Below are 24,531 nucleotides of genomic sequence, written 5' to 3' on the forward strand. Positions count from 1 at the left end.
GTCAAATGATTTATAAAAAGTTATTTTTATGGAATCATTCTCAAATTAACTTCAGGAAGGGCTATGGAAGCGGGGAGTTTCCTAAAGTACGTACCGATTTTTTCGAATTTGCCTGAGGATACTCTCAAAAGTATTGAAAACTCGGGCGCTCGTAAGATATACTCCAAGAACGAAGTAATCTTAAAAGAAGACGAATCCGGCACCGCCCTGTTCATTATTCTGAGTGGGAAAGTCAAAGTTTCGCGCACAAGCGAGGACGGTAAAGAAGTAATCCTCTCGATACTTTCCGAGAATGATTTTTTCGGCGAGATGGCTATTCTCGACGGACAAACCAGGTCGGCGACAGTTACAGCAATCGAAGATTCGGAAATTTTTATTATTCAAAGAAACGATTTTATCGAACTGCTCAAAGAGCATCACGATGTGGCTCTGGCTCTTCTTGAAGAACTTACGCGTCGACTTCGTTCAGCCGACGTTAAAATAAAAGCCCTTTCGCTCAAGGACGCCGAAGGCAAAGTGGCTACCGTTTTGCTTGAGTTGGCAGAAAGTATCGGCAAAATAAAACAAGGCAAAGTAGAACTCGAAAAATTGCCGGTACAACAGGATATTGCAAATATGGCGGGAACTTCGAGAGAAACCATATCGAGGACGCTCCACTCTTTTGCAAAAAAAGGATTGATTGAGATTGACGGTCCAAATATAAGAATCGTAGATTATGAAAAATTTAAGGAACTGTACGGATAATATGATTGACATGCACATACATACTACTTATTCCGACGGAGCCTATTCGCCCGTTGAAATTGTTCAAATGGCTTACGATAAAGGCTTGCGCACTATCAGCATTACCGATCACGACACAATCGACGGACTGGAAGAAGCTATCCAATGCGGAAAAGATCTGGGCGTCGAAGTGATTCCCGGATTAGAAATCAGCACAGACATCGACAATGTGGAAGTTCATCTGCTGGCTTACTTCATCGACTATAAAAACGAAGAGTTAAAAAAATATCTAACGTTTTTCAAAGAAGAACGTTATCACCGGGCAAAAAGGATCGTCGCCAAACTGAGAAATCTCGGTATGAATATAACAATCGACGACGTTATCGACCGGGCTAAAAATTCCGCCATCGGCAGACCACATATCGCATATACGTTAGTCGACCTCGGAATTATCGACAATTACTTCGCAGCTTTCGAAAAGTATATCGGCGACAAAGGACCTGCTTACGAAAGGAAGATTCATTTCTCACCGCAAAGCGCTTTGAAACTGATTGAAGACGCCGGCGGACTTTCATTTATAGCTCATCCTGGTTTTATCAAAGAATCAATACTCGTTAATATAATCGAAGCTGGTCTCGACGGCATTGAAGTAATCCATCCGAGCCACAACGAAAATCAAATCGGTTTTTATAAAGGAATTGTAAATCAATATTGTCTTCTGGAAAGCGGGGGATCGGATTTCCACGGAGGCAAAAAAAACGACGAAGACAATTTGGGTAAATTCAATTTAGCTCCGAATCATCTGGACGCCATGAGAAAAATGCTTCACAGGAATACCGCCTGACATTTGATGCTTTTTTCATTCCGCAGTCTCTTCATTAAATGCAATTATGTGGTTTAAATATTATCTTTTATAATCAATTATAATAACTTGCGGTGAAAAATGTATAGATTAACCAAAAGCCTAGTAATATTAGCGTTTGTTTGTGTGAATTTGAACGCCCAGAATATTTTGAACTGGGAAGTCTACGCAAATATGGATAACGTAGTTGATCTAATATCTTCCGACAAAGGAATATGGGTCGCCACAACCGGCGGAGCTTATCTATACAATCCGGGCGATTCCTCGTTTGTTATTGTAAACAAAGCCGATAATATAAACAGCCAGAACTTCACTTCGATTTTTGTCGATTCCGACAAAAATATTTGGTTCGGAACCGAAGAGGGTTTTGTTATTTTTTATGATTCGGAAAGCGGAGCCGCTAAAAACATTCTCGATATCTACAAATCCGATAAATCTCTAAAAAGGGTAAATAATCTCTACGCAAAAGGCGACACAATTTTTGCAGCCACTTCTTTCGGCGTTGTGCTGATAAATAAAAACAATTACTCTCTTTATGACACTTTTACAAAATTCGGAAATTTTTCCACAGAAATTAACGTTAATGCCGTAATCAAAAACGACAGAATTTTCACGGCGACTTCTTCCGGAATTGCAGTACAAAAACCGGGCGCAATAAATCTTGTCGCGCCCGAATCATGGGATAATTTTACGTCTCCGTCTTCGGGTTCCTTCGGAACCATACATAATTTCGGTATCTACAACGACAAAGTAATTGCAGCCACCGATAACGGCATATACCAATTCAATGCATCGTGGGATAATTTAACTTTGCAAACCGTTCCCGTTGTAGACGTTTACGTGGACGGCAGCAGGATTTACGCAGCCGCAAAAAATTCGATTTACATCTACGACGGTTCCGCAGAATCTTTGATATACAGCAATAATTCTTACGAGTTTACATCCGTTACGGTTTATAACGGGAAAATTTATATAGGCACAAAGACGGGAGTAATCGAACTTAATAACGGAATCGAAAAAATTATTAAGCCGGATAATCCGGCGAGCAATGCGTTTTTGAATATGGACGTCGATATTAACGGCAACTTGTGGATAGCCACCGGAAAGGACGGACAGGGTATCGGCGCTATGGTATTCGACGGCAATCATTGGGACGTAGTGAATTATCAGAAGTTTCCGGCGCTTCAAACAAACGACGTTTTCAGCGTACGCGCTTCCAGAACTTCGAACGCTGTCTACCTGGGCACATGGGGAAGAGGTCTTGCCGTTTATAAGGATGGCTCGCTCACGGAATACAACAGCTCCAACAGTCCGCTGGCGGGAATTCCGAACGATCCGAATTTTGTTGTAATCACAGACATGGAAGAAGATTCCAAAGGCAACGTTTGGGCCACAAATCTTCAGAACACTTTACTGCAGCAGCTTTACGTTCTGACAACCGACGGCAATTGGTACGGCTACTCGTTCACCAAACCGCTTCTCTCCTCGAACGATCTGGCATACGAGCTCGAAATAGACCAGTTCGATACCAAATGGTTCAGATTGTTCTCGGGAAGAATCGGTCTCTATTATTATAACGAAAACGGAACCTTCTCAAATACAAACGACGACAGACAGGGTTATATAAGTCAATTAAACGGACTCCTTACAAACACAATCACCGCGCTCAAAGTCGATAACAGAGGACAATTGTGGGTGGGTACAAGTCTCGGAATGAACATCATACCGGATCCTTCCAATCCTTCGGTTTTAAATATTTCCATCCCTTCGTTGAGGGGACTTTCGGTAACTTCGATAGCCGTCGACGCCGTGGATCAAAAATGGGTCGGAACAAATAAAGGATTATTGCAGCTATCCTCGGACGGTTTCGAAGTGATAAATCATTTTACTTCTCTCAACAGTCCCCTGCCCGACGATATGATTCGCTCGGTTACAATCGATAAAAAGAGAGGAATTGTCTATGCGGGCACCGATTACGGTCTTGTAAAAATCGAGACCACTTTTTTACAACCCGCGGAATCTTTCGGCGAGCTTTTCGTTTATCCTTCGCCTTTCGTCATTAACAATTCCGGCGACAATACGCTTACTATTGACGGATTAATCGACGATTCCTACGTAAAAATAATCGACATAAACAATAAATTGATAAGGGATTTCAAAGCTCCCGGCGGGAGAATTGCTTACTGGGACGGCAGGGACAACGACGGCAATTACGTCGCTTCCGGCGTCTATATTATCGTTGCGTACGACAGAGAAGCCAATAATGTGGCGGTATCCAAAGTAGCAGTTATTCGGAAATAAAACTTTATGATCGACATAATAAATTTATCCGTTCAATTTACCGGCGAAAACTTATTCGAAGAAGTTAATCTAAAAATCAATCGAAACGATAAAATTGCCCTTGTCGGCTCCAACGGCAAAGGCAAGTCCACTCTGTTGAAAATAATATGCGGACTCGAATTGCCGGAAACCGGTAAAGTACTTATCCAAAAAGGGACAAGAATCGGTTACCTGCCTCAGGATTTAATAAGCTTCAAGGAAAGATCGCTGCTCGATGAAGTTAAATCCTCGATGCCCGACATTAAACAACTTGAAGAAAAAGAAGCGTCGATTATTTCTCAACTGGAAACGAACGGAATATCAGAAGAAGAAAAAAAGGAGCTGGTCGAGGAACTCGGAGAAATTCATCACCGTAAGGAGCAGTACGATTATTATTCGCTTGAAGCAAGAGCCGAAAAAGTACTTACGGGTTTGGGTTTCAAAAATACCGACTTCAATCGCAGAACAGAAGAGTTTTCGGGCGGTTGGCAAATGCGGATTCAATTGGCTAAAATTTTATTGGGAGAAAACGATTTAATACTTCTCGACGAGCCGACAAACCACCTCGACATCGACACTTTAATGTGGCTTGAGAGTTTTCTGAAAAATTACCGCGGCGCTTTAATAATTGTTTCGCACGACAGGCATTTTATTAATAACGTTACGAATAAAACTCTCGAAATATTCAACCGGAAAATTAATTTTTTCCCCGGCACGTACGATCAATATCTAAACTTCCGCAAAGAAAGAGAGATACAATTAAAAGAAGCTGAAAAAAATCTGGAAAAGAAGATAAAGGAGACAGAGCGCTTTATCGAAAGATTCAGGTATAAAGCCACAAAAGCGCGCCAGGTGCAAAGCCGTATAAAACAATTGGAAAAACTCGAAAGAATCGAGATTGAAGACGACGAAAAACAAATTAATTTCCGTATTCCAGAAGTGGGTCAGAGCGGCGCTATACCGGTAGAATTAAAAAAGATTTCAAAATCGTACGGAAACATAAGCGTACTGGAAAATATTGACGTAAAGATAGAGCGCGGCGAAAAAATTGCCATCGTCGGTCCAAACGGCGCCGGCAAAACTACGTTGGCAAAAGTAATTGCCAAAAGAATCGACCCCTCTTCCGGCGAAGTAATTTACGGACATAACACTATAGTCTCTTACTACGAGCAGGAAGTTACCGAATCCTTAAACGGAGAAGACGACTTGATCGATTCACTTCAGGCGGTAAACGACGAGTTGACTCCGGGTCAATTGAGATCGCTGCTCGGGTCGTTCCTTTTTACGGGCGATTCCATTTTCAAAAAAGTAAAAGTTCTTTCCGGCGGCGAAAAAAGCCGGCTCTCTTTAGCCCGTCTTCTTCTTACAAAAAGCAATGTTATAATACTCGACGAACCGACCAACCATCTCGATTATTCATCCAAAGAAATTTTGCAAAACGCCCTTGTAAACTTCAATGGCACTTTGATAATCGTATCCCACGATATCGATTTCCTGAAACCGATAGTAACCAAAGTTTATGAATTAAGAGACAAATCCCTCCGTGTTCATTACGGCGGCATCGATTATTATTTATCCAGGAAAGAAGAAGAAAAAACTATCGAGGAATCCGTCAGCCGGAATCAATCCAACAAATCGCTTAGGAAAGAAAATAAAAGAAAAGAAGCCGAGTTGCGCCAGCAAAAATACAAAGAAACAAAAGACTTAAGGGAACGACTAAACTATTGCGAAGAAAAAATAAACGAACTGGAACTGCATAAAATTGAGCTGGAAAGAGAACTCACAAACCCCCGAATATATAACAATCCTGAATTGTTAAAAGAAAAAAACATAGCCTACAACAATATTAAAAAAGAGCTCGAATTGATTTTTGAAGAATGGACGGAATTATCAACTCAGCTTGAATCGATCGAAGAGAAATACAAAGAGCAACTCGGTTAAATTAGTTATTCAGGAATTCTTCAGTCAGAGCAATCCCGCCGTAAATCGCGGCGTCGTCTCCCAGTTTAGTGGCTTTTATTTCGACAACCTTGCCGGGCGCAGGCAATACGCTGTTGTAAAACGAAGCTTTGATAATAGGAAGCATAAAGTCCTCCATCGCTTCAACTACGCCGCCGCCCAAAACAATTGTATCGAAATTAAGTAGAGTCGTAAGACTTCCGAGCACAGTGCCAGTTACCGCCGCCGCCCTGGATAAAACCTTCACCGTCAATTTATCCTGTTTTTTCAAGGCATCGAGCAAAACTTTGCTCTTTAATTTTTTCCCTGCCTCAACATGCTTCTTAAGTATCGAGTCCTTCCCTTTCCGGATTTCTTTAATAATTGTTTCTTCGATGGCGGTTCTGCTGGCAGTCTTTTCAAATGTTCTTCTTTTCGGTTTGGTTGCGAGAGCGCCTTTTTTATCCACGAGCATATGACCAATTTCCCCGGCGTAAAAGCTTGAACCACGATAGATTTTACCGTCGAAGAATAGAGCGCCTCCTATTCCCGTTCCGATAAACACAACCAGCATATTTTTCACGTTATCGCCGAATTCGAATTTCTTTATTCCTAATCCCGCAAGGTTAACGTCGTTTTCTATTAATACGGGAAGAGAAATTTTTGAAGAGAGTGCTTCTTTAATATTAAAATCATTTATTCCAAGATTCGGAGCCGTATCGATAATTCCCGTAAAGGGATTAACCGTTCCGGGAACGCCCATCGCAACGGCTTTGATATTTTTTTCAGTCAGGTTATTTTCCCGGATAATCGTCGTTACCGATTCGGAGATAGAATCGACCAAACCTCCGGCTCCTTTTTTCAAAGAAGTGGGAATTTTTATACGCGATACAATATTATTCTTTTTATCGACCAGAGCGGTCAATATTTTCGTGCCTCCGAGGTCTACTGATATAATAAATTCCCGCGACATGAAGTTCCCCCTGTTCAAATTATCGATTTTAGTCTATTGTATTTTTTATTATTTTGAAATCGTAAAATCTTCATATTATTACTTCGACAAATATAAAAATATTTTTCATTAAGTCTGAGGTCTATAATGTACATAAATTATTCGGACATACCCGGACATCCGAATTTATTTCTCGATTATCTTTATGAATTCGAAAACGTAGAAAAGTTTTACGGCAAAAATTTCCGCGACGAACATGAATATAACAAGCTCTTCGATTCACTCGAGTCGTACGATCGCCCTCACAGAGAAAAAGTAACTGCAATAATCAAAGAGCAGTACAGAAATATCCGGGCTTCGAAACTAACGCTTTCCAATATTGAAGAGCTGAATTCTAAAAATACGATAGCGGTTGTAACCGGACAGCAATTGGGCATTTTCGGCGGTCCGCTTTATACGTTCTATAAAACAATGACAGCAGTTAAATTGGCGGCATACTTAAATGATAAATATGATAATTTTCATTTCGTTCCCGTCTTCTGGCTGGAAGGCGACGACCACGACTTCGACGAAGTGAGGAAAATTAATATTCTGGACAGAGATAACTCGCTCAAGACCCTCTCGTACGAGGACGGGCTTGACGATTCAGTAAACCGGGGCAGCGTCGGAAATATTAAATTCAACGACAATCTCAGAAATTTACTGGAAGAGTTATCCTCTTCGCTCCGCGACTCGGAATTTAAAATGACCCTGATGGATTTGCTAAAATCGTTTTATCAGCCCGAGGTTACTTTCCTCGAAAGTTTCAGGAATTTGATGATACGCCTCTTCGACGAATACGGACTGGTGGTATTAAATCCTTCGGATCCCGAAATAAAAAAAATATTAGCGCCGGTATTTAAAAAAGAATTAAGCGATTATAAGGAACATACGGTTTCATTGGTTGAGCGCAGCGCAGAACTGGAAGAGATATACCATGCCCAGGTAAAAGTTAAACCCGTAAATCTTTTTTACATCGATGAGAACGAAAGGCTTTCGATCGAGCCGCTCGACGAAGGATTCCGTTTAAAAGGCAGAAGAAAAAAATTTTCTTACGACGATATGATCGCTCAACTGGAATTTGCTCCTGAGCGATTCAGCCCGAATGTGTTATTGAGACCGATATGCCAGGATTACCTTTTGCCGACTGGTTTCTATGTAGCGGGACCGGCTGAAATAAGTTATTTTGCGCAGCTGACGCCGTTATACAATTATTTCGAAATTAATTCGCCTTATATCTATCCTAGAGCTTCCGCGACTATTCTTGAAAATAACGTCCAATCTCTGCTGGATAAATATCAGTTGAAAATCGAAGAAGTCTTCAGTCCGAAGGAAGATTTGATTGAAAAGATAATTGCCCGAAACAGCGGCAACAATATCGACGCCGTCTTTGAAGAAGCTCAGGGAAAAATCAATGTCATTCTCGATGAACTTGGCAAAAGCCTCATCGTAATTGATAAAAACATGCTTGACCTGACCGAAAAGACCGGGACTCGTATCAACGAAAATTTGAAGTACTTGAAAAACAAAGCCGCGGACGCCGAAAGAAGGAAACACGAGGTGACAATAAGACAGATCAATAAAATGCAAAACGTTCTATATCCGAATGAAAATCTCCAGGAGCGGGAACTGAATTTTACTTATTTTGCAAATAAATACGGACTCGATATACTCAAGTGGATTTTCAACGAATTGTCAATTAACAAATTCGAGCATCAGATACTCGAATTGTAGTTATCCGGCAATCTCATTAAGTTGTTTCAGGAAATCGGGATTTGAAACTGCGACCGACTCGAATTCGTTTACGCTTCCGCCCTGTTCGAGGACCATCGACATAACGGCAAACGCCATAGCTATACGGTGATCCCCGTAGCTTTCAAAAACGACATGGTTATTCTTAATGCTCCCGCTTACTTCAAAACCGTCTTCGAATTCTTCCACATCCAGTCCGAGTTTTTTAAAATTATTGCAAAGCGCGGCTATCCGGTCGGATTCCTTGTATCGTAATTCTTTTGCATGGTTTATTCTGAAATTCCCTTCGGCAAAAATTCCCGCTACGGACAATATCGGGATTTCGTCAATGATGTTGGGAATTATTTCATGCGAGATTTCCGTATTTACGAGGTCGCTCGAAAAAATACGTACGTCCCCGGTTTTTTCGCCGTTTTCGGTCGATTCGTTTTCAATCAAAATATTTGCGCCCATCATTTTTAAAACGGCAAGAATTCCCGTACGCGTTTCGTTTAACGAAACGTTTTTTATAACCAGTTCCGAATCGGGAATAAGAAGAGTAAGCGCTATGAAGAAAGCCGCTGTGGATATATCGGACGGAACGGTCATTTCGAACGGACGGGGATAATTCTTTGCGGAAGCATAAATCTTTTTTCCATTTTCAACCAACCCGGTTTCCAGTCCCAGCATTATTTCGGTATGATTGCGGGTTTGAACAGGCTCGTAAATAACCGTGGTATCTTCCAAGTGCAATGCCGCAAGAATGACGGCGCTTTTAACTTGAGCGCTCGGAACTTTCAATTCATACTCGATAGCATGAAGATTGTCAGAAGGATAAATTGTAATCGGGAGAGTTCCCGTTCCGGAGGCTTCGATTACCGCTCCCATTTTGCTCAGGGGTTCTATAATTCTTTTCATCGGCCGTCTGGAAAGCGAGTCGTCTCCGGTTATTACCGTCTTAAAATCTTGAGCTGCTAAAATACCTGTAATTAACCGCGCCGTAGTGCCGGAATTGCCTGCATACAATTCCGAGGCAGGTTCTTTGAAATTTTTGCGTCCCGCTCCGTTGACGATTAATAATTCGCCTTTTTTCTCAAAGGATACGCCTAATTTCTTAAAACATTCGATTGTAGAATTTACGTCCGCCGAGTTAGAGCAGTTTTTGATCAGCGATTTACCTTCAGCCATCGAGGCAAACATTACCGCTCTGTGAGAAATCGACTTATCGCCAGGCAAACGGAGTTCGCCTTTAATTTTATTTACTTTTTCAAATTTCTGAATCATTTCTCGCACCAATCGTCGATAAGTTTATTAATTTCTTCTTCGGTAAGCTCGCTCCTGTCGTACATTCCTTTTACTTTTCTTTGTCTTTGAGCTTCGTAGAGAGTTACCGCAGCGGCTACCGAGACATTCAAACTTTGTATCATGCCGCGCATCGGAATGTAAAAAAGTCCGTCGGCTAATTCTTTCATTTCCCCGGAAATTCCTCTGTGCTCGTTTCCGAAAACCAGAGCTATTTTACCCGTTAAATCGAGGTCATATAAATTCTTTGCGCTTTTATCGAGATAGCTTGCATAAACTTTGAAGCCTTCTTTATGGAGCGAGTCGATTCCTTCTTTGATGTCATTGAATTTTTCGGTTTCTATCCACTTGTTGGCGGAAGCCGAGGTAACCTTGCTAATTTTAGGGAATTCTTCCACAGTATAAATCAAAGAGACTTTAGGAACTCCTACGGCGTCACAAGTCCTGAAAATAGCGCTGACGTTATGCGGGTCGTGTACGTTTTCGATTACCACTCTAAGCGAAAACTGACGACTTCTGATCGTATCGGAAATTTTTTTTATTCTGCTTTCGGTGCGAAATTTTCTCATAAATTTTTGTTGAATATTACCTTATAAACAATTTGATTGCCTTCCTTCCTGGCTCTGTCAATTTTGAATTTAAAATCGGGATTTACATGCAGATAAAACCTTAAGAGTTCCAAAGTTTTTTCAATAGCTTCTTCTTCGGTATGAGCCCAGCTTTCGCACCCTTTCATAGAAGGAATTTCGGCAGAGTAGCCGTCGTCCGTATTCAAAACAATCATATCGAGAACCATTAATAGCCGCCGCCCGCATTTGATTCGCCTTTTACGATTTTCACGCTTGCGCTTGCGCCGATTCTGTCGGCTCCGCTTTTAATCATCAACATGGCGTCCTCGGCTGTTCTGATTCCGCCGGAAGCTTTAACTCCCACGGACGATCCAACCACATATTTCATCAAAGCGACATCGCCCGCGGTTGCGCCGCCCTTACTGAAGCCGGTTGAAGTTTTTACAAAATCGGCTTTGGCTTCTTTGCTTATAACGCAAGCTTTAACTTTTTCCTCGTCGGTAAGGAGCGCGGTTTCGATTATAACCTTGCATACGGCGTTGTACTTTTTTGCCGCCAACACAACTTGATTAATGTCGTTGAAGACATAGTCATAATTACCCTGTTTAAGCATGCCTATATTGATAACCATGTCGATTTCCTGTGCGCCGTTTTTCAATGCCTGTTCGGCTTCGAATCTTTTTACTTCCGTAGTCGTGGCTCCGAGAGGGAATCCGATAACCGTGCAAACTTTAACGTCCGAATCCTGCAGCAACTCGCGGCATAAAGAGACATAACACGGATTGACGCATACCGATGCGAAATGATATGTCCGGGCTTCTTTGCATAATTTTTTAATGTCGTCAGGAGTGGCTTCCGGTTTTAAAAGCGTGTGATCGATCATCCGCGCTATCGACTTATCCGGGATTTCGTCTCCGACGCCCATACCTGCGGCAATACGGTCGGCTCCGTTGTCGATAATATTTTTAACTGCCATCGGCTGATCGACTACATTGCGCTCCCAGCCGTCGCACGTGCCGCCTTTGCAGTAAAATTCCTGCAACGATTTTTCAACGAGCACCTGAGAAATTATTTTATCAAGAAGATTCGATTCCATATTAATTACCCATAATCTTTTGGTATGCTTCGAAAGTATTGCGCAAAAGCATTGCGCGCGTCATCAATCCTACTCCACCCGGCACGGGCGTAATATACGAGGCTTTTTCAAAAACTTCTTCATAATCCACATCTCCGACGAGCCTGTATCCCGACTTTGCGGTTTTATCCTCAATTCTGTTAATGCCGACATCGATTACAACCGCTCCTTCCTTAATCATATCCGCTTTAATAAATTTTGGTCTGCCAATTGCCGCAATAAGAATGTCCGCGTCTTTAGTAAAACGCGACAAATCTTTGGCGGCAGAATGACATACGGTAACAATTGAATTAGCGCCTTCTTTTTTCTGCAGCATCATGTTTGCCACCGGTTTGCCTACTATATTGCTTCTTCCGACAACGACAACATGTTTGCCGCGCGTTTCGATGTCATATCTTTTAAGAATTTCAACAATGCCGTAAGGAGTGCACGGATAGAAAGTATCTTTCCCGATAACGAGATTTCCAACGTTCCGAGGATGAAATCCGTCGACGTCTTTTGAAGGAATAATTGTTTCAATTACACGATTTTCGTCTATATGCCGCGGCAAAGGGAGCTGGACAAGAATTCCGTGATATTCCGGATCGTCATTGTATTTTCGTATTAAATCAAGCAATTCATCTTCAGTCGTATTTTCAGGCAATGCTTCGACTTTAGATTTAATGCCGATCTCTTCGCAATCTTTACTCTTCGAAGAAACATAAACTTTTGAAGCCGGATTATCGCCTACCAAAATAGCCACCAGACCGGGAGCGGGTTTCCCTTCGGATTTCAATTTTTGAATGCTTTCTTTGAGTTCGGTTTTAATATCCGATGCAATTTTTTTACCGTCTAAAATAACAGCCATTTAGTAACGCTCAATTTATTTAAAATCCCACTCGAAAATTATTCATTTCATTTCAAAGAGAAAAATAATAAGCCGAAAAAAGAGAAATTAGTTTGACGGAACCGATTTGTTAAATTCCGGGATCAGAATTCTCTCGATTTCAATCGTCCTGCCTGTGTCAACGTCTATCTTCAGGAACAGTCCGCACAGATGGACATTATCTTTAGCCACCTGATATTTTTGAGGAGTTTGGTAGAGGAACCGGTTAATTGCCGCTTCGGTTTTCATGCCGATTACCGAATCGTATGGACCTGTCATACCGCAATCGGTAATATAGCCTGTCCCGTTCGGAAAAATTCTTTCGTCTGCAGTTTGAACGTGCGTATGCGTTCCGATTAAAGCGGATATTTTACCGTCCAGGAAATTCGCCATAGCAAGTTTTTCAGCGGTCGCTTCCGCATGAAAATCGACAATTATTACCTTGGTTGTTCCTTCGAGTTTTGAAAGCGCCCATTCGCTCGCTCTGAATGGGCAGTCGATTGGCGCCATAAACGCTCTGCCCTGCAAATTAATTACCGCCACTTTTCCTTTGTTGGTGTCTGCCACGTAGTAACCGTTGCCGTAAGTTCCTCTGGGATAGTTAAGAGGTCTAATGACGCGATTATCTTTGCGCAAATATTCCTGCGATTGATGTTTATCCCATGTGTGATTCCCGCCTGTTATTACATCGACGCCGAGGTCAAAGAGAGCTTTGGCTTCCTTTTCCGTGCACCCTTTGCCTTCGGAAGCATTTTCGCCGTTTACTATCGTAAGGTCGGCTCTGTATTTTTTTTGTAAGCCGGGCAGCCACATCTGAACAATATCGAGCCCGGGTTGTCCGACTATGTCGCCTATAAACAATATATTAATATTCATAACTTTCTTTTTTAATTTAAAATAATTTCGGAACAACAAGTATAAAGAATTGCGGAATTATAACCAATGTTTTTTTCTGAAATAATAGAGCATAAACAATCCGATAAGGAGCATTACAATCAGAACAATCGGATAACCGTAGGGATGTTCAAGTTCGGGCATATAACGGAAATTCATTCCGTAAATACCGGCTATAAAAGTAAGCGGTATAAAAATAGTCGCAATTATCGTTAGAACTTTCATAACCTGGTTCATACGGTTGCTCAAACTCGACAAATAGATATCCATAACCGCCGCAACCATCTCTCTGTAGGTCTCAATAATATCGATAATTTGAATAATGTGGTCGTAAACATCCCGGTAATAATTGTACGTCGATTCGCTCAGCAATCCAGATTCGCTCTGTAAAATATTATCGACCATTTCCCTGACCGGCCAAGACGATTTTCTTACAAGTATCAGATTGGTTTTAAGTTTATGAATTTCTTCGAGGTTTCCGTCTTCGGGTTCTTTGACCATTTTTTCCTCGAGCAGCTCTATTTTTTCGCCTATCTGTTCGAGAAGATAAAAATAGTGGTCTATAACGGTGTCGATAATCGAATATGCAAGATAGTCCGTACCCAGACGTCTTATTCTGTTTTTATTGTTTTTAATTCTGTTTCTGAGATTATCGAGCACGTCGCCTTCTTTCTCCTGAAACGTAAATACGAATTCTTTTGTAATAATAAGACTCAATTGCTCATTATCAATCTCATTTGTTTCCTGTTTAAGGCTCAGCATTCTCAATACAACAAATAAATAATTGTCATAGTCGTCGAATTTCGGACGTTGATTTATGTTTAGAATGTCTTCAAGTGTAAGCGGATGAATGCCGAACATTTTTTCTATACTTTCGAATATATCCACCTGATGCAATCCGGTAATATTAACCCATTTAATACCTTCTGTATTTTTAAAGTTTTCGAGCTCGCCGACGTTTTCGATATCGTATTCACTGTAATCGGATTCGTTGTAACGAATAAGTTTTATTTTTACTTTTTCTACGGATTTCAGACCTGTGTAAACAAGACTGCCCGGCGGCAATCCCGCTTTTGCGGTTTGTCTTCTGAATAATCTTTTCAATTAAATTTTCTCCGTATATTTTAGTAATGTAAATTACAATATAAAACAGACAGGCAAATTTTCAATACATAATTTAGCGGAACATGGATTTAACCGAGATAAAACTGGATAAAGCCGAATATTGCGTATTCGATTTCGAAACGACAGGAGTATCCGCTCGGAACGAGAGAGTTATCGAAATCGGCATTGTTAAGATAAGGAATAAAAAAATTATCGATACGTTTTCTTCTTATATAAATCCGGGCAGACAAATTCCGCCTTTCATAACGCAGTTGACAGGAATAACCGACGACGATGTGGCGCAGGCGCCCTATTTTGAAGACGTTTATAACGATATATTGAATTTCTTCGGAGACGCCGTTCTTGTAGCTCATAATCTTAAGTTCGACTACTCCTTCTTAAAATACGAATGCTTAAAAACAGGACTAGAGATCCCGGAGAATCCGGCTATTTGTACGCTGCAACTGGCAAAGCGCATTTATCCCGAATTGCCCAGTAAAGCGCTCGGAAGTCTCACCCGGCATTTGAAAATCCGGCATAAAAAGGTTCACACCGGATTAGGCGACGCTATGGCTACAGCCAAAATATTAATTAAAATGTTCGACCGGCTTACGGAGGAACATCATGTCGAATCGGTATCGGATCTGATACGCTTCCAGAGGCTTGCCAACGCCCAATCTTACAGAATCATAAAAAAAAGCCTGGCAGACGATTACGTGAAAATTCCCGATACGCCCGGCATTTATTTTTTCAAGGACAAAAAGGACGAGATAGTTTATATCGGGAAAGCAAAATCTCTCAAAAAAAGATTGTCCAATTACTTCGTAAACAATGCGCCCCGCAAAACAAAAAAAATAGTTACGAAAGCCGACAAAATCGATTTCCTGGGCACAAATTCCGAGCTTACCGCATTATTAGCCGAAGCCGAGCTGATTAAAAAACATAAGCCCGCTTTTAATAAATTATTGAAAAAATATTCCCGCAATTATTTCATTAGAGTAACATCACGGGAAGACTACCCCGTTGTGGAAGTTACGACTAAATTCGATTTCGACGGAAATGATTATTACGGTCCCTATCCGAACAGAGACATTGCGGGATTAATTAAAGAAATAATCGATAAAACTTTCAAACTCAGGGAGTGCAGGGACAAAGAATTTTCGAAGAAGAAAAAATGCTATCTCTACGACATTAAACGATGCACAGCGCCCTGCGTCAATGACGACCGGAAGGAATACGAGAAGGAGCTGGAAATTGTGCATGAATTTTTGAGCGGAAAAAATCAATCTGCGCTCGACAGATTATTGCAAAAGATGAAAGCGTTAAGCGAAGATAAAAAATTCGAAGAAGCGGCTGAAATCCGGGATATCATAAATTTGATTTTCAAACAGCTGCACAAAGCCGCCATACTAAACGAGCCGGTTAATAAAGCAAAAACTTTGATCGAGATTACCGGAGCCGACAAAAACGACTACATACTTTTACTCGAAGGGAAAATAGTTATACGGAATTTCATCTCCGAATCCGACAAATATTTTGACGAAATCCTGAAAGATTATTTTGACGGAACCGTTGAACTATTTAAAGAAATTACCGAGAAAGACCTGGAAAGACTAAAGATTACGCTTAACTGGCTTATTAAAAACAGAAGTAAAATTAAGATTCACAATTTAAGCCGTATTAACTCTTATAATGAACTGGCTTCGAACTTAATCTTTCCCTCGAAAGTTTGAGCTAATTCGCAATAAATCTGCCGATTAATAATCTCACAACATAAGCGGTAAAAAGAATTAAAAAACCGTAAACAAGGAGCGCTTTTACAGATTCGGACGTAAGAACAATCGTGGATAGATATCCCCGCCATCCGCATTCCCGACAGCGGTAAATTTTATAGAATGTTATTTTCTTTACAATCTGCTCCATCATATTCTTAGCTCTGGAACGGTGAAGTGTAAATTGAGAATTACATTTCGGACATTTGGAATATTGCGGATTTTTGCCGATAAAAATTTTGTAGCTCTTCAACTCTACCCCCTTTTACCCGAGATTTAATGAAAAACTCAGCCCTATGAAAATGCTCAACGCTAATATAACAACTACGGCAATGGTAATAAAGAAAAATTTCCTGTCCCCTATTTTATAAAAATAGTAACACGAAAAAAAAACTCTTAATATCGGAGTCATTATAAGTACGAGCGTGCCAAGATAGAAAAACGGCGCAGGGTCCAACGATATCAATCTTGAGATGAAATCTTTCAAAGAAACAATCTCGGCAACAGAAAAAAAGTCTTTGACGTTTCCATTAACCACTACAAGGATAATTCCGCAGAGATAGAAAAACACGGTCACGTAAATTCCGACCGACAATACTTTCGATATATACCTGTTTAAGTTCATATCTATTTACATTAAATTCAATCCGACAGACAAACCGCGTATTATCATTCTTACGGACAAATAACCGGCGACGACTATAAAGATTATCTTGATGTATTTAGTCGGTATTCTATTCATAAATACGCTTCCCAGAGTTGCGCCGGTTATAGTGCCCAGAGCAACGGGAGCTACAATAAACGAGTTAACCGCGCCGTTCAGGAAATACAACACGGCGCTGGCGGAAGCCGTTACTCCTATCATAAATTTGCTTGTAGCAACGGCAACTTTCATCGGCGCTTTCATATAGCCGTTCATTACGGAAACTTTTATAATACCGCCTCCTATGCCCAACAATCCCGATCCGATTCCAGCAAGCATGGAAATAAATCCCCCTTTAACCGGATGCAACACGCGATACTCGACCGTCTTTTTTTCCGCACTGTCGTAAAACGTATCTTCAAAACTCAACAAAGAATTTTCATCGGGTTCGCCATCGGCGACTGAATTATTTGTTTTTTCTTCCCTGTTTTTGAAAGAATAAAGCGCCATAACAAAAACGAGCGTTCCGAAAATTACGCTTAATATCCATCCGTGCAAAATGAGAGCCAGAAAAGCTCCGATAAGAGCGCCGGCGGTTGTAAAGATTTCCAGAAACATGCCGAGTTTAAGATTTGTAATTTCCTGCTCGACGTATCTGTTTGCGCCCGCTATGGAAGTGGCTATTACCGATATAAGACTTGCCGCAATTGCATAATGAACGGGGATATTAAAAATCAAAGTCAGAGCAGGCACCACAATTATACCTCCTCCGATTCCAACCAGAGCTCCAAGCAGCCCCGCAGCTATTGCTATTAAGTACATCAGAATCAATTCAGTCAGCATTTGGATTCAATAATCTCTTATACAATTTATTGTTATTCAGAACGGAAAGCGCTGCATTAAACTGCGCGTCGTGTTTCAAAGATTCGATTATTCGTGCTACTCTTCCGTTGCTCCTTGCCTGCAGCTCTTCCCTTATCAATCCGGCTATTTCTCCGCCGTATTTTTCAATCTGCCAGTCCAATTCCGAAGCCAGATTTTCCTCTTCATTTTTCAAGAGCGCAATAAGGTTTTCGGAAAGTCCTTCGCTTTTTGCTTTTTTCAATAATTCTCTTATCAGTCGAAGCGAAGGCGATTCGTACTTGAAATTACTGTTTATCAAATATTCCTTGAATTTGTCGACCAGATATTTATCGGACAAAGATTCGAAATCGGCATTTACGTTATTGTTGAATAAATTTGTTGCGAAACGGAAAAACATACCTTCCGCCAATAAACTTTGAATAAGGTCGGATTTTGTAGTATTATCCACTATCGAATCGGGCGTTATTCCCCCGCCCGAATAAACCTTTCTGTTATTGTCGGTCTTAAATATTTCCCCGTTTTTTTCTTTTCTGTTTTCAAGTAGAATTTTTTCGTCGGTGTAATTAATTCTTTGTATAGAGCGCCCGCTGGGAGTATAGTAGCGAGCCGTAGTAATTTTAAGCGAAGTGTTATACGAAAGAGGAACGACTGTTTGAACCAGTCCTTTACCGAATGAATTTTCTCCGATCAAAACGGCGCGGTCGTGATCCTGCAATGCGCCCGCAACTATTTCGGACGCCGATGCGGATCCCTGATCTATTAACACAGCCATTTTTACGTTTCCCGCAATCGGCTCTTCTTCCGAATAATATTTTTTGATTTGGGAAGTGTCTCTGCCTTCGACCGAAACAATCAAATCGCCTTTTTTCAAAAACTTTTCGGAGACTTCTATGGCGGCGTTTAACAATCCGCCCGGATTGCCTCGCAAATCGAGTATAATACTTTTGATCTCTTTTTTATTCCCGAGTTCAATCAAGGCTTTTTTAACTTCCTCTCCGGCGGCTCGGGAAAATCCGCTCAGCTTCAGATAAACATTATTTGAATTCTCGGGATAAAAGCCGTAGTACGACAGATTTTTAATTTCGATATCTTCTCTTACCAGATTAAAAACTATCGGTTCGTTCGAGCCTTCCCTTTTTACCGTAACCGTCACTAAAGTTCCGGGTTCGCCTTTCAGCAGTTCGCTCAGAGTTTCGTAATTATCTTTAGAAACTTCCACGGAATCGACCTTGATAATTACGTCTCCTATCCTCATCCCCTGCCTTTGCGCCGAATAGCCTTCTATCAGATCGACGATCGTAATGTTGTCGTTACGCAATCCGACCGTAGCTCCGATGCCTCCGTATGTGCCTTTCGTTATAATATCGATATCCTTCTGATGGACATCGTCGATAAAATTCGTGTAAGGATCGAGCGACTCGAGCATTCCTTCAATGCCGGACTGCATTAATTTTTCCGGGTCGATCGGGTCTACGTAGTTTAAAGAGAGTTCTTTATAAACTCGTCCGAATATATCGATGCTTTTGTTTATTTTGAAATAGATGTCGCTGTCGCTTCGGAAAAATCCGCTGAATAAAAATGCAATCAACAAAAGCATTATTAATTGTCGTTTCGTTTTCATGCTTCTACCCGAATCTTCTTTTCGATTTCTTCAATGATATTTTTGTGAATTTCTTCGATTGTTTTCGTACCGTCGATTTTTCTGAATCGTTTTTCTTTTTCGGAAAGTTGAAGATAACCTTTTCTTACGTTCTCATAGAATTCTCTTTGCGAGGTTTCTATTCTGTCGAGTTCGTGTTTTTTTACAATCGACATTCTTCTGAAAACCTCTTCGATCGGTAAATCGATAAAAAAAGTTAATTCCGGAACTGCCCGCCCTATAACAAAACTCTGCAGTATTTCGACAAAATCGCGAGGCAATCCTCTGCCGTAGGATTGATATGCAACGGTTGAATCGTGAAATCTGTCCGATATTACCCAAATTTTTTTTTCTAGAGCGGGAAGAATTTTTTCTTTGACGAGCTGAGCCCTGCTGGCCGAGAAAAGCAACAATTCCGTTTCATCGCACATTCCGCTGTTCTTTTTATCCAGGAGAATCGAACGGATACTCTCGGAAATGCCGGTGCCGCCTGGTTCTCTGATAACCAAAACTTTTTCGTTTTTATTTTCCAGATAATCTTTGAGTAATTTAACCTGAGTCGACTTGCCGCAAAAGTCAAGTCCTTCGAAAGTAATGAACATAGGCTATCTCTCTCTGATGATATATTTTAATTTAGAAGGAACCGCGCCGATCAATTCGGTATATTTAGGAATTATAATGCGCGGAGCGAGCATATCTTCATTATCCCCAACCGCGTCTCTGAAATCGGCAAATACTTTTATATCTTCTTTGGAAAGCCGTCCGAGTTTATTCAAGCCGCCTCTCAGTATAACATTGATTTTAACAGGAAATATCAGCAATTCTTTGTCAGGCGGCGTATTTAAAACTTTTACCGGAATATCTTTGAATTCAAGTTCAATTATTTTTTCAACGTCGAATTTGAATTTGCATCTGTCCGTCGAGTATTCAATACCGTTTTCCAGAAGCAGGTCTACTTCCCCTTCCTGGGATTCGTTGACATTTTCGAATTTAACCGTATCGGTTTTTACGGATTCGACATTCTTCAAAATCGATTCGGGACCAGAGACGACTATTGAATCAGGGAAAAACTCAACTTCCGAAGCCAGTCCGAAACCGGGAGCAAAGCTTATATGGAAATTCTTCTCAACAGGGACTTTTTTTGTTACCCGGTCTTCAATCCTCAATTTTATTTCCGAAGGGATTATTTCAACGACGGATACCGACGAACCGATCCACGGATTGTTTTCGAATTCGTTTTTCAGATTTATCGAATACCTCCCTTTGTTTTGCGGAGACGAGACATAAAAACTGTGCTCGCCGCCCAAACAAATCTTAGCCAATTCCCATCCTTTGCCTTTCAATCTGACATAAACGGATTCGCCCGACAAAAATACCGGGGCATATTGTTGAGAAATGTCCAAGAGTTCCACAGGGGCGTTGATACCGCAGATATAATCTTCCGAAAGGGCGATTGAACCCCATAGCACAATTGAAATTATAACTACGGAGATAATCGGTAAAAGTTTGTTCTTCATGGTTTAAATATAAAAAAAGGCTTTATCAAAAGCCTTTTTTCATAAATAAATTTGGAATCTCAATTAATCTCTGAGAGTATTAAACAACTCGATCAAAGTTTCTCTGTTGGCTTTCGAAATTTCTCTTCCTTTTATCGGGAAATTCGGGAAAGAACGAGCCAATCTTCTCAGTTTATGCACGTTTAATTTGGACAATTCTTCAGTCGGCGGCGCTTCGGTAATATCGCCGCTACCGAAGAAATCGTCTTCTTCCGGCTCTTCGTTTTCAAGTTCTTTTATGGCTTCTTGTTTTAGATTTTCCAGATGGTTTTCAGCCGTCTCGGGGTTAGATGATTTTTCGCTTGCCGGTTGTTGGATGGTTCTTTCGGTTTTTCGGGTTGTCTTTACTGTTTCCGGATTAACCAGAATATCGATTTGTTCGTCGGGTCTTGGAATCACATGAACCGACACCAGTTCTCCCACGCGTTGAGCGGCAGCGGCGCCGGCATCCACAGCCGATTTAACTGCCGCGACTTCTCCGATTATTTCAACGGTAACCAGTCCCGCTTTCACTTTTTCTTTACGGAGCAATTTAACATTGGCCGCCTTGAGCATAGCGTCCGCCGCTTCGATAGCAGCCACCAAGCCCCTGGTTTCAATCAACCCTAAAGCCAATTGCATGATTCAATTACTTGGAACGTTTGGGTAGAATCAATTCCACATCAGTATGAGGACGAGGAATTACGTGAACCGAAACCAATTCACCGACACGCTGAGCTGCTGCGGCTCCAGCGTCGGTAGCGGCTTTAACGGCTCCAACGTCGCCGCGAACCATGACTGTTACATAACCGCCGCCGATTGTTTCTTTTCCGATTAATTCCACTTTAGCAGCTTTTACCATAGCGTCGGCTGCTTCAATGGCTCCTACCAATCCTTTGGTTTCGATCATGCCAAGTGCATCGAGTGTCATATGAGGGCTCCATATTGTGTTTAAATTTCGACATCAAAATAGCTTATATAACTAAAAATGTCAATTTGATTTTTTTCTTAGATAATCTTCCAATAAAATCGCCGCGGCATTCTTATCGATCAGTCCTTTGTCTCTTCTCTTTTTCTTTGTCGGCACGCTTTCGATTATTCTCCTCTGAGCAATATTCGAAGTGTATCGCTCGTCAACCAATTCTATATCGATTCCAGTGGCGCTTTGAAGCTTCCGGGAAAATTCCTTTACGACCGGAGAGACTTTCGATTCTTCGCCGTTTTCTTTTAAAGGATTGCCGATAATAATTTTAGTAACGTTATACTCGGCAATCAATTTTAAGATATTTGCTGTCAGATTGGCATCGTTATCGAGAGTAGTTAATGGATAAGCAAAAATGTTCAGCGGGTCGGTGACCGCTATGCCTACGCGCTTTTCGCCGTAATCGATAGACATTATTCGGGATTCGGTTTCAGGCATATTATTGATTGTCGGCGTCGAAACGTTCAACGGAATAGACGCCTTTATTCTTTTTGAGTCGTTCTATCAGTTTGTTAAGATGATTCAGATCCCTTACATAAACCGTAATTGTTCCTTTGAACATCGAATCGGCAGTGCTGAAATTTACCGATTTAATATTCGTGTTTTCAAAAGTTGTGATACTGTTCGAAATATCTTTCAGAATTCCTGGCATATCTTCGCCTTTAATGATAATGCCCGCAACAAAGTAAGACCCGTCGGTTTTAGGCCAGTTAACCGGCACAACCCGTTCCTCGTTGCTCTTTAACATATTAATCAGGTTTTTACAATCCTTGCGGTGAACTTTAATTCCCTCTCCGATTGTAACATAGCCGATTATCGGGTCGCCGGGAATAGGATTGCAACATTTTGCATAACTTATCGACAGACCCTTCTGCTCGCCTTCGACGATTACGCCGCCGGCTGTATGCCGCGCTATATCGACAAAACGGTCAAACTCAAGTTCGCCGCTTTCTTTCTGGCTCTCCTGAGCCTGAACATTGAGCGCGGGATTCAAAATCCGGTCGAGGTCTACATTGTTCGAGGCAACGGCTTTATAAAAACTTTTGACGTTGTCGAATTTTAGCTTTTTCGAAAGTTTAACTATATCGTCCGGAGTCAGGGCAAGTTTATATTTCTTAACTTTTTTCTCGAATATTTCCTTGCCGTTTTCGATTATCCGTTCTTCTTCTTTATTCAGGTACCTGCGAATGTGACTTTTGGCTTTATGCGTTTTGACAAACTGCAGCCAACTTTTATTGGGATGTTGATTTTTGGAAGTTATGATTTCAACCTGGTCGCCGCTGTGAAGAATCGTATTCAAGGGAACTATTTTGCCGTTTACTTTTGCTCCTATGCAATGGTTGCCTACATTACTGTGAATTTCATAAGCGAAATCGACCGGAGTGGAATTGATAGGCAGCCTTTTGAGTTCTCCTTTCGGCGTGAAAACATAAATTTCATCCTGGTAAAGATTCAGTTTAAAGCTTGCGAGTATTTCCTTGGTAGCCTCGTCTTTGGAAGCGTTTTCAAAAATATCCCTTACCCAGCTGACCCATTCTTCCAGCTCTTTGTCTGTGCTTGTAATATTCTCTTTGTATTTCCAGTGAGCAGCCACGCCGCGTTCGGCAATTTCGTGCATCTTGCGCGTTCGTATTTGAACTTCTACCAGTCTTCCTTCGGGACCAATAACAGTGGTATGAATCGATTGATAATTGTTCTTTTTCGGTATCGAAATAAAATCCTTAAAACGGTCGGGTATCGGTTTGAAAAGCTCGTTTACAATTCCGAGTACGAGATAACAACTGTTTTTATCGTCGTTTTCCAGAATTATTCTGATAGCAAGCTTATCATAGATCTGTTCGAAAGGAAGATTTTGAGTGACCATTTTTCTGTAAATACTGTAAAGGTGTTTCGGTCGTCCGCTTATTTCGAATTTCAGGTTATATTCTTTCAGCTTTTCGGATACGGGTTTAATAACCTTGTTCAAAAAAGCTTCTCTTTCTTTGCGAGTATCCGAAATTTTTTGAGCAATACTGTCGTAAGCTTCTCTGTTGAGATACTTGAATGCCAGGTCTTCCATTTCCCATTTAATGGCGCCCAGACCGAATCTGTGAGCAAAGGGCGCGTAGATTTCGAGAGTCTCTTTTGCAATGCGGCGTTGTTTTTGAGGACTTACGAATTCAAGCGTGCGCATATTATGGAGGCGGTCGGCAAATTTAACGAGAATAACGCGCACATCCTTTACCATCGAAAGCAAAAGCTTTCTGTAATTTTCGGCTTTGACAATTTCCTGCTCTTTAAACACACCGCCAATTTTCGTAACCCCGTCTACAATCTCGGCAACTTCCTGTCCGAATTCTTTTGCAATAAACTCGATGTTAATGTCGGAATCTTCGACAACGTCGTGCAATAACGCTCCGACAATAGAAATATCGTCGAGCGGAATTTCCCGGGCAAGAATCATTGCCACTTCGTAGGGATGATTGAAATACGGTTCACCGGAAGCCCGGAAGTCGTTTTTGTGCGACTCGTAGCTTAAATGAAATGCTTTTTCGATCAGAGCTTCGTTGACTACCCGTAAATTTTTTCTGCAAACTTCCAGAAGCTCGTCGAGCATTTTTTTATGTTTAATTCCGATTACCGTTTCCATTTTAAGCTAATTTTTACTGAAATAAAGCGAAAAT

At 41.1% G+C, this 24,531-nt stretch carries 24 protein-coding genes; 6 read left to right on the forward strand and 18 right to left on the reverse strand.

Features of this window, described 5'->3' with window-relative positions; all coding sequences use genetic code 11:
* The first annotated feature begins 63 nt into the window (after window positions 1-63).
* From ACSSWA_RS02010 to ACSSWA_RS02025, 4 genes are all read left to right on the forward strand, one after another.
* Window positions 64-744, forward strand: a complete 681-nt coding sequence (locus ACSSWA_RS02010) for a Crp/Fnr family transcriptional regulator (protein WP_437354920.1) — start codon at window positions 64-66, stop codon at window positions 742-744.
* Window positions 716-1,567, forward strand: a complete 852-nt coding sequence (locus tag ACSSWA_RS02015; RefSeq protein WP_437354921.1) for a PHP domain-containing protein — start codon at window positions 716-718, stop codon at window positions 1,565-1,567. The genes ACSSWA_RS02010 and ACSSWA_RS02015 overlap by 29 nt, the downstream gene beginning before the upstream one ends.
* 99 nt (window positions 1,568-1,666) lie before the next feature.
* Window positions 1,667-3,886: a two-component regulator propeller domain-containing protein gene (locus tag ACSSWA_RS02020; protein WP_437354922.1), complete on the forward strand. Its 2,220-nt coding sequence runs from the start codon at window positions 1,667-1,669 to the stop codon at window positions 3,884-3,886.
* 6 nt (window positions 3,887-3,892) lie between these two features.
* Window positions 3,893-5,845: an ABC-F family ATP-binding cassette domain-containing protein gene (locus ACSSWA_RS02025; RefSeq protein WP_437354923.1), complete on the forward strand. Its 1,953-nt coding sequence runs from the start codon at window positions 3,893-3,895 to the stop codon at window positions 5,843-5,845.
* Window position 5,846: 1 nt separating this feature from the next.
* Here ACSSWA_RS02025 and ACSSWA_RS02030 read toward each other — a convergent pair whose 3' ends face one another.
* A complete protein-coding gene (locus ACSSWA_RS02030; RefSeq protein ID WP_437354924.1) occupies window positions 5,847-6,815 on the reverse strand; it encodes an ROK family protein in 969 nt (322 codons plus the stop codon).
* A 126-nt stretch (window positions 6,816-6,941) separates the two neighbouring features.
* Between ACSSWA_RS02030 and bshC the strand changes: the two genes are divergently transcribed.
* On the forward strand, window positions 6,942-8,567 hold the full coding sequence (gene bshC / locus ACSSWA_RS02035) for a bacillithiol biosynthesis cysteine-adding enzyme BshC (RefSeq protein WP_437354925.1): 1,626 nt from the start codon (window positions 6,942-6,944) through the stop codon (window positions 8,565-8,567).
* Here the strand turns inward: bshC and aroA are convergent, their stop codons facing one another.
* The 7 genes from aroA to corA all read right to left on the reverse strand — a co-directional run bounded on the left by aroA (window position 8,568) and on the right by corA (window position 14,433).
* A complete protein-coding gene (aroA, locus tag ACSSWA_RS02040; RefSeq protein ID WP_437354926.1) occupies window positions 8,568-9,848 on the reverse strand; it encodes a 3-phosphoshikimate 1-carboxyvinyltransferase in 1,281 nt (426 codons plus the stop codon). It lies immediately after the preceding gene.
* On the reverse strand, window positions 9,845-10,435 hold the full coding sequence (locus tag ACSSWA_RS02045) for a TrmH family RNA methyltransferase (protein WP_437354927.1): 591 nt from the start codon (window positions 10,433-10,435) through the stop codon (window positions 9,845-9,847). Before ACSSWA_RS02045 ends, aroA begins: the two co-directional genes overlap by 4 nt.
* On the reverse strand, window positions 10,432-10,662 hold the full coding sequence (locus tag ACSSWA_RS02050) for a type II toxin-antitoxin system HicB family antitoxin (RefSeq protein ID WP_437354928.1): 231 nt from the start codon (window positions 10,660-10,662) through the stop codon (window positions 10,432-10,434). Before ACSSWA_RS02050 ends, ACSSWA_RS02045 begins: the two co-directional genes overlap by 4 nt.
* On the reverse strand, window positions 10,662-11,360 hold the full coding sequence (gene deoC / locus ACSSWA_RS02055) for a deoxyribose-phosphate aldolase (protein WP_437354976.1): 699 nt from the start codon (window positions 11,358-11,360) through the stop codon (window positions 10,662-10,664). The genes ACSSWA_RS02050 and deoC overlap by 1 nt, the downstream gene beginning before the upstream one ends.
* A 172-nt stretch (window positions 11,361-11,532) precedes the next feature.
* Window positions 11,533-12,417, reverse strand: a complete 885-nt coding sequence (folD, locus tag ACSSWA_RS02060) for a bifunctional methylenetetrahydrofolate dehydrogenase/methenyltetrahydrofolate cyclohydrolase FolD (protein WP_437354929.1) — start codon at window positions 12,415-12,417, stop codon at window positions 11,533-11,535.
* An 87-nt stretch (window positions 12,418-12,504) separates the two neighbouring features.
* Window positions 12,505-13,311 (reverse strand): TIGR00282 family metallophosphoesterase, encoded by an 807-nt coding sequence (locus ACSSWA_RS02065; protein ID WP_437354930.1) that lies wholly within the window; start codon window positions 13,309-13,311, stop codon window positions 12,505-12,507.
* A 57-nt stretch (window positions 13,312-13,368) separates the two neighbouring features.
* The gene (gene corA, locus ACSSWA_RS02070) at window positions 13,369-14,433 is read right to left on the reverse strand and encodes a magnesium/cobalt transporter CorA (protein WP_437354931.1); all 1,065 of its coding nucleotides are present in this window, start codon (window positions 14,431-14,433) and stop codon (window positions 13,369-13,371) included.
* Between the two features lie 83 nt (window positions 14,434-14,516).
* Here corA and ACSSWA_RS02075 point away from each other — a divergent pair, with 83 nt between their 5' ends.
* On the forward strand, window positions 14,517-16,166 hold the full coding sequence (locus tag ACSSWA_RS02075) for an exonuclease domain-containing protein (protein WP_437354932.1): 1,650 nt from the start codon (window positions 14,517-14,519) through the stop codon (window positions 16,164-16,166).
* Window position 16,167: 1 nt separating this feature from the next.
* Here the strand turns inward: ACSSWA_RS02075 and ACSSWA_RS02080 are convergent, their stop codons facing one another.
* From ACSSWA_RS02080 to ACSSWA_RS02125, 10 genes are all read right to left on the reverse strand, one after another.
* A complete protein-coding gene (locus ACSSWA_RS02080) occupies window positions 16,168-16,458 on the reverse strand; it encodes a hypothetical protein (RefSeq protein ID WP_437354933.1) in 291 nt (96 codons plus the stop codon).
* Window positions 16,459-16,470: 12 nt separating this feature from the next.
* The gene (locus ACSSWA_RS02085) at window positions 16,471-16,830 is read right to left on the reverse strand and encodes a DUF1634 domain-containing protein (RefSeq protein ID WP_437354934.1); all 360 of its coding nucleotides are present in this window, start codon (window positions 16,828-16,830) and stop codon (window positions 16,471-16,473) included.
* Between the two features lie 6 nt (window positions 16,831-16,836).
* A complete protein-coding gene (locus tag ACSSWA_RS02090) occupies window positions 16,837-17,691 on the reverse strand; it encodes a sulfite exporter TauE/SafE family protein (RefSeq protein WP_437354935.1) in 855 nt (284 codons plus the stop codon).
* Window positions 17,681-19,333, reverse strand: a complete 1,653-nt coding sequence (locus tag ACSSWA_RS02095; protein WP_437354936.1) for a S41 family peptidase — start codon at window positions 19,331-19,333, stop codon at window positions 17,681-17,683. Before ACSSWA_RS02095 ends, ACSSWA_RS02090 begins: the two co-directional genes overlap by 11 nt.
* Window positions 19,330-19,953, reverse strand: a complete 624-nt coding sequence (gene tmk, locus ACSSWA_RS02100; RefSeq protein ID WP_437354937.1) for a dTMP kinase — start codon at window positions 19,951-19,953, stop codon at window positions 19,330-19,332. Before tmk ends, ACSSWA_RS02095 begins: the two co-directional genes overlap by 4 nt.
* Window positions 19,954-19,956: 3 nt before the next feature.
* A complete protein-coding gene (locus ACSSWA_RS02105; RefSeq protein ID WP_437354938.1) occupies window positions 19,957-20,868 on the reverse strand; it encodes a CdaR family protein in 912 nt (303 codons plus the stop codon).
* A gap of 63 nt (window positions 20,869-20,931) precedes the next feature.
* On the reverse strand, window positions 20,932-21,528 hold the full coding sequence (locus ACSSWA_RS02110) for a BMC domain-containing protein (protein WP_437354939.1): 597 nt from the start codon (window positions 21,526-21,528) through the stop codon (window positions 20,932-20,934).
* 7 nt (window positions 21,529-21,535) lie between these two features.
* Window positions 21,536-21,817: an ethanolamine utilization microcompartment protein EutM gene (eutM, locus tag ACSSWA_RS02115; protein ID WP_014856562.1), complete on the reverse strand. Its 282-nt coding sequence runs from the start codon at window positions 21,815-21,817 to the stop codon at window positions 21,536-21,538.
* 60 nt (window positions 21,818-21,877) lie between these two features.
* Window positions 21,878-22,336: a Holliday junction resolvase RuvX gene (gene ruvX, locus ACSSWA_RS02120; RefSeq protein WP_437354940.1), complete on the reverse strand. Its 459-nt coding sequence runs from the start codon at window positions 22,334-22,336 to the stop codon at window positions 21,878-21,880.
* Window positions 22,308-24,497, reverse strand: coding sequence for a RelA/SpoT family protein (locus ACSSWA_RS02125; RefSeq protein ID WP_437354941.1), 2,190 nt, complete (start codon window positions 24,495-24,497; stop codon window positions 22,308-22,310). The genes ruvX and ACSSWA_RS02125 overlap by 29 nt, the downstream gene beginning before the upstream one ends.
* Window positions 24,498-24,531 lie beyond the last annotated feature (34 nt).

The organism is Melioribacter sp. Ez-97, assembly GCF_051488665.1.
Taxonomy (GTDB): domain Bacteria; phylum Bacteroidota; class Ignavibacteria; order Ignavibacteriales; family Melioribacteraceae; genus Melioribacter.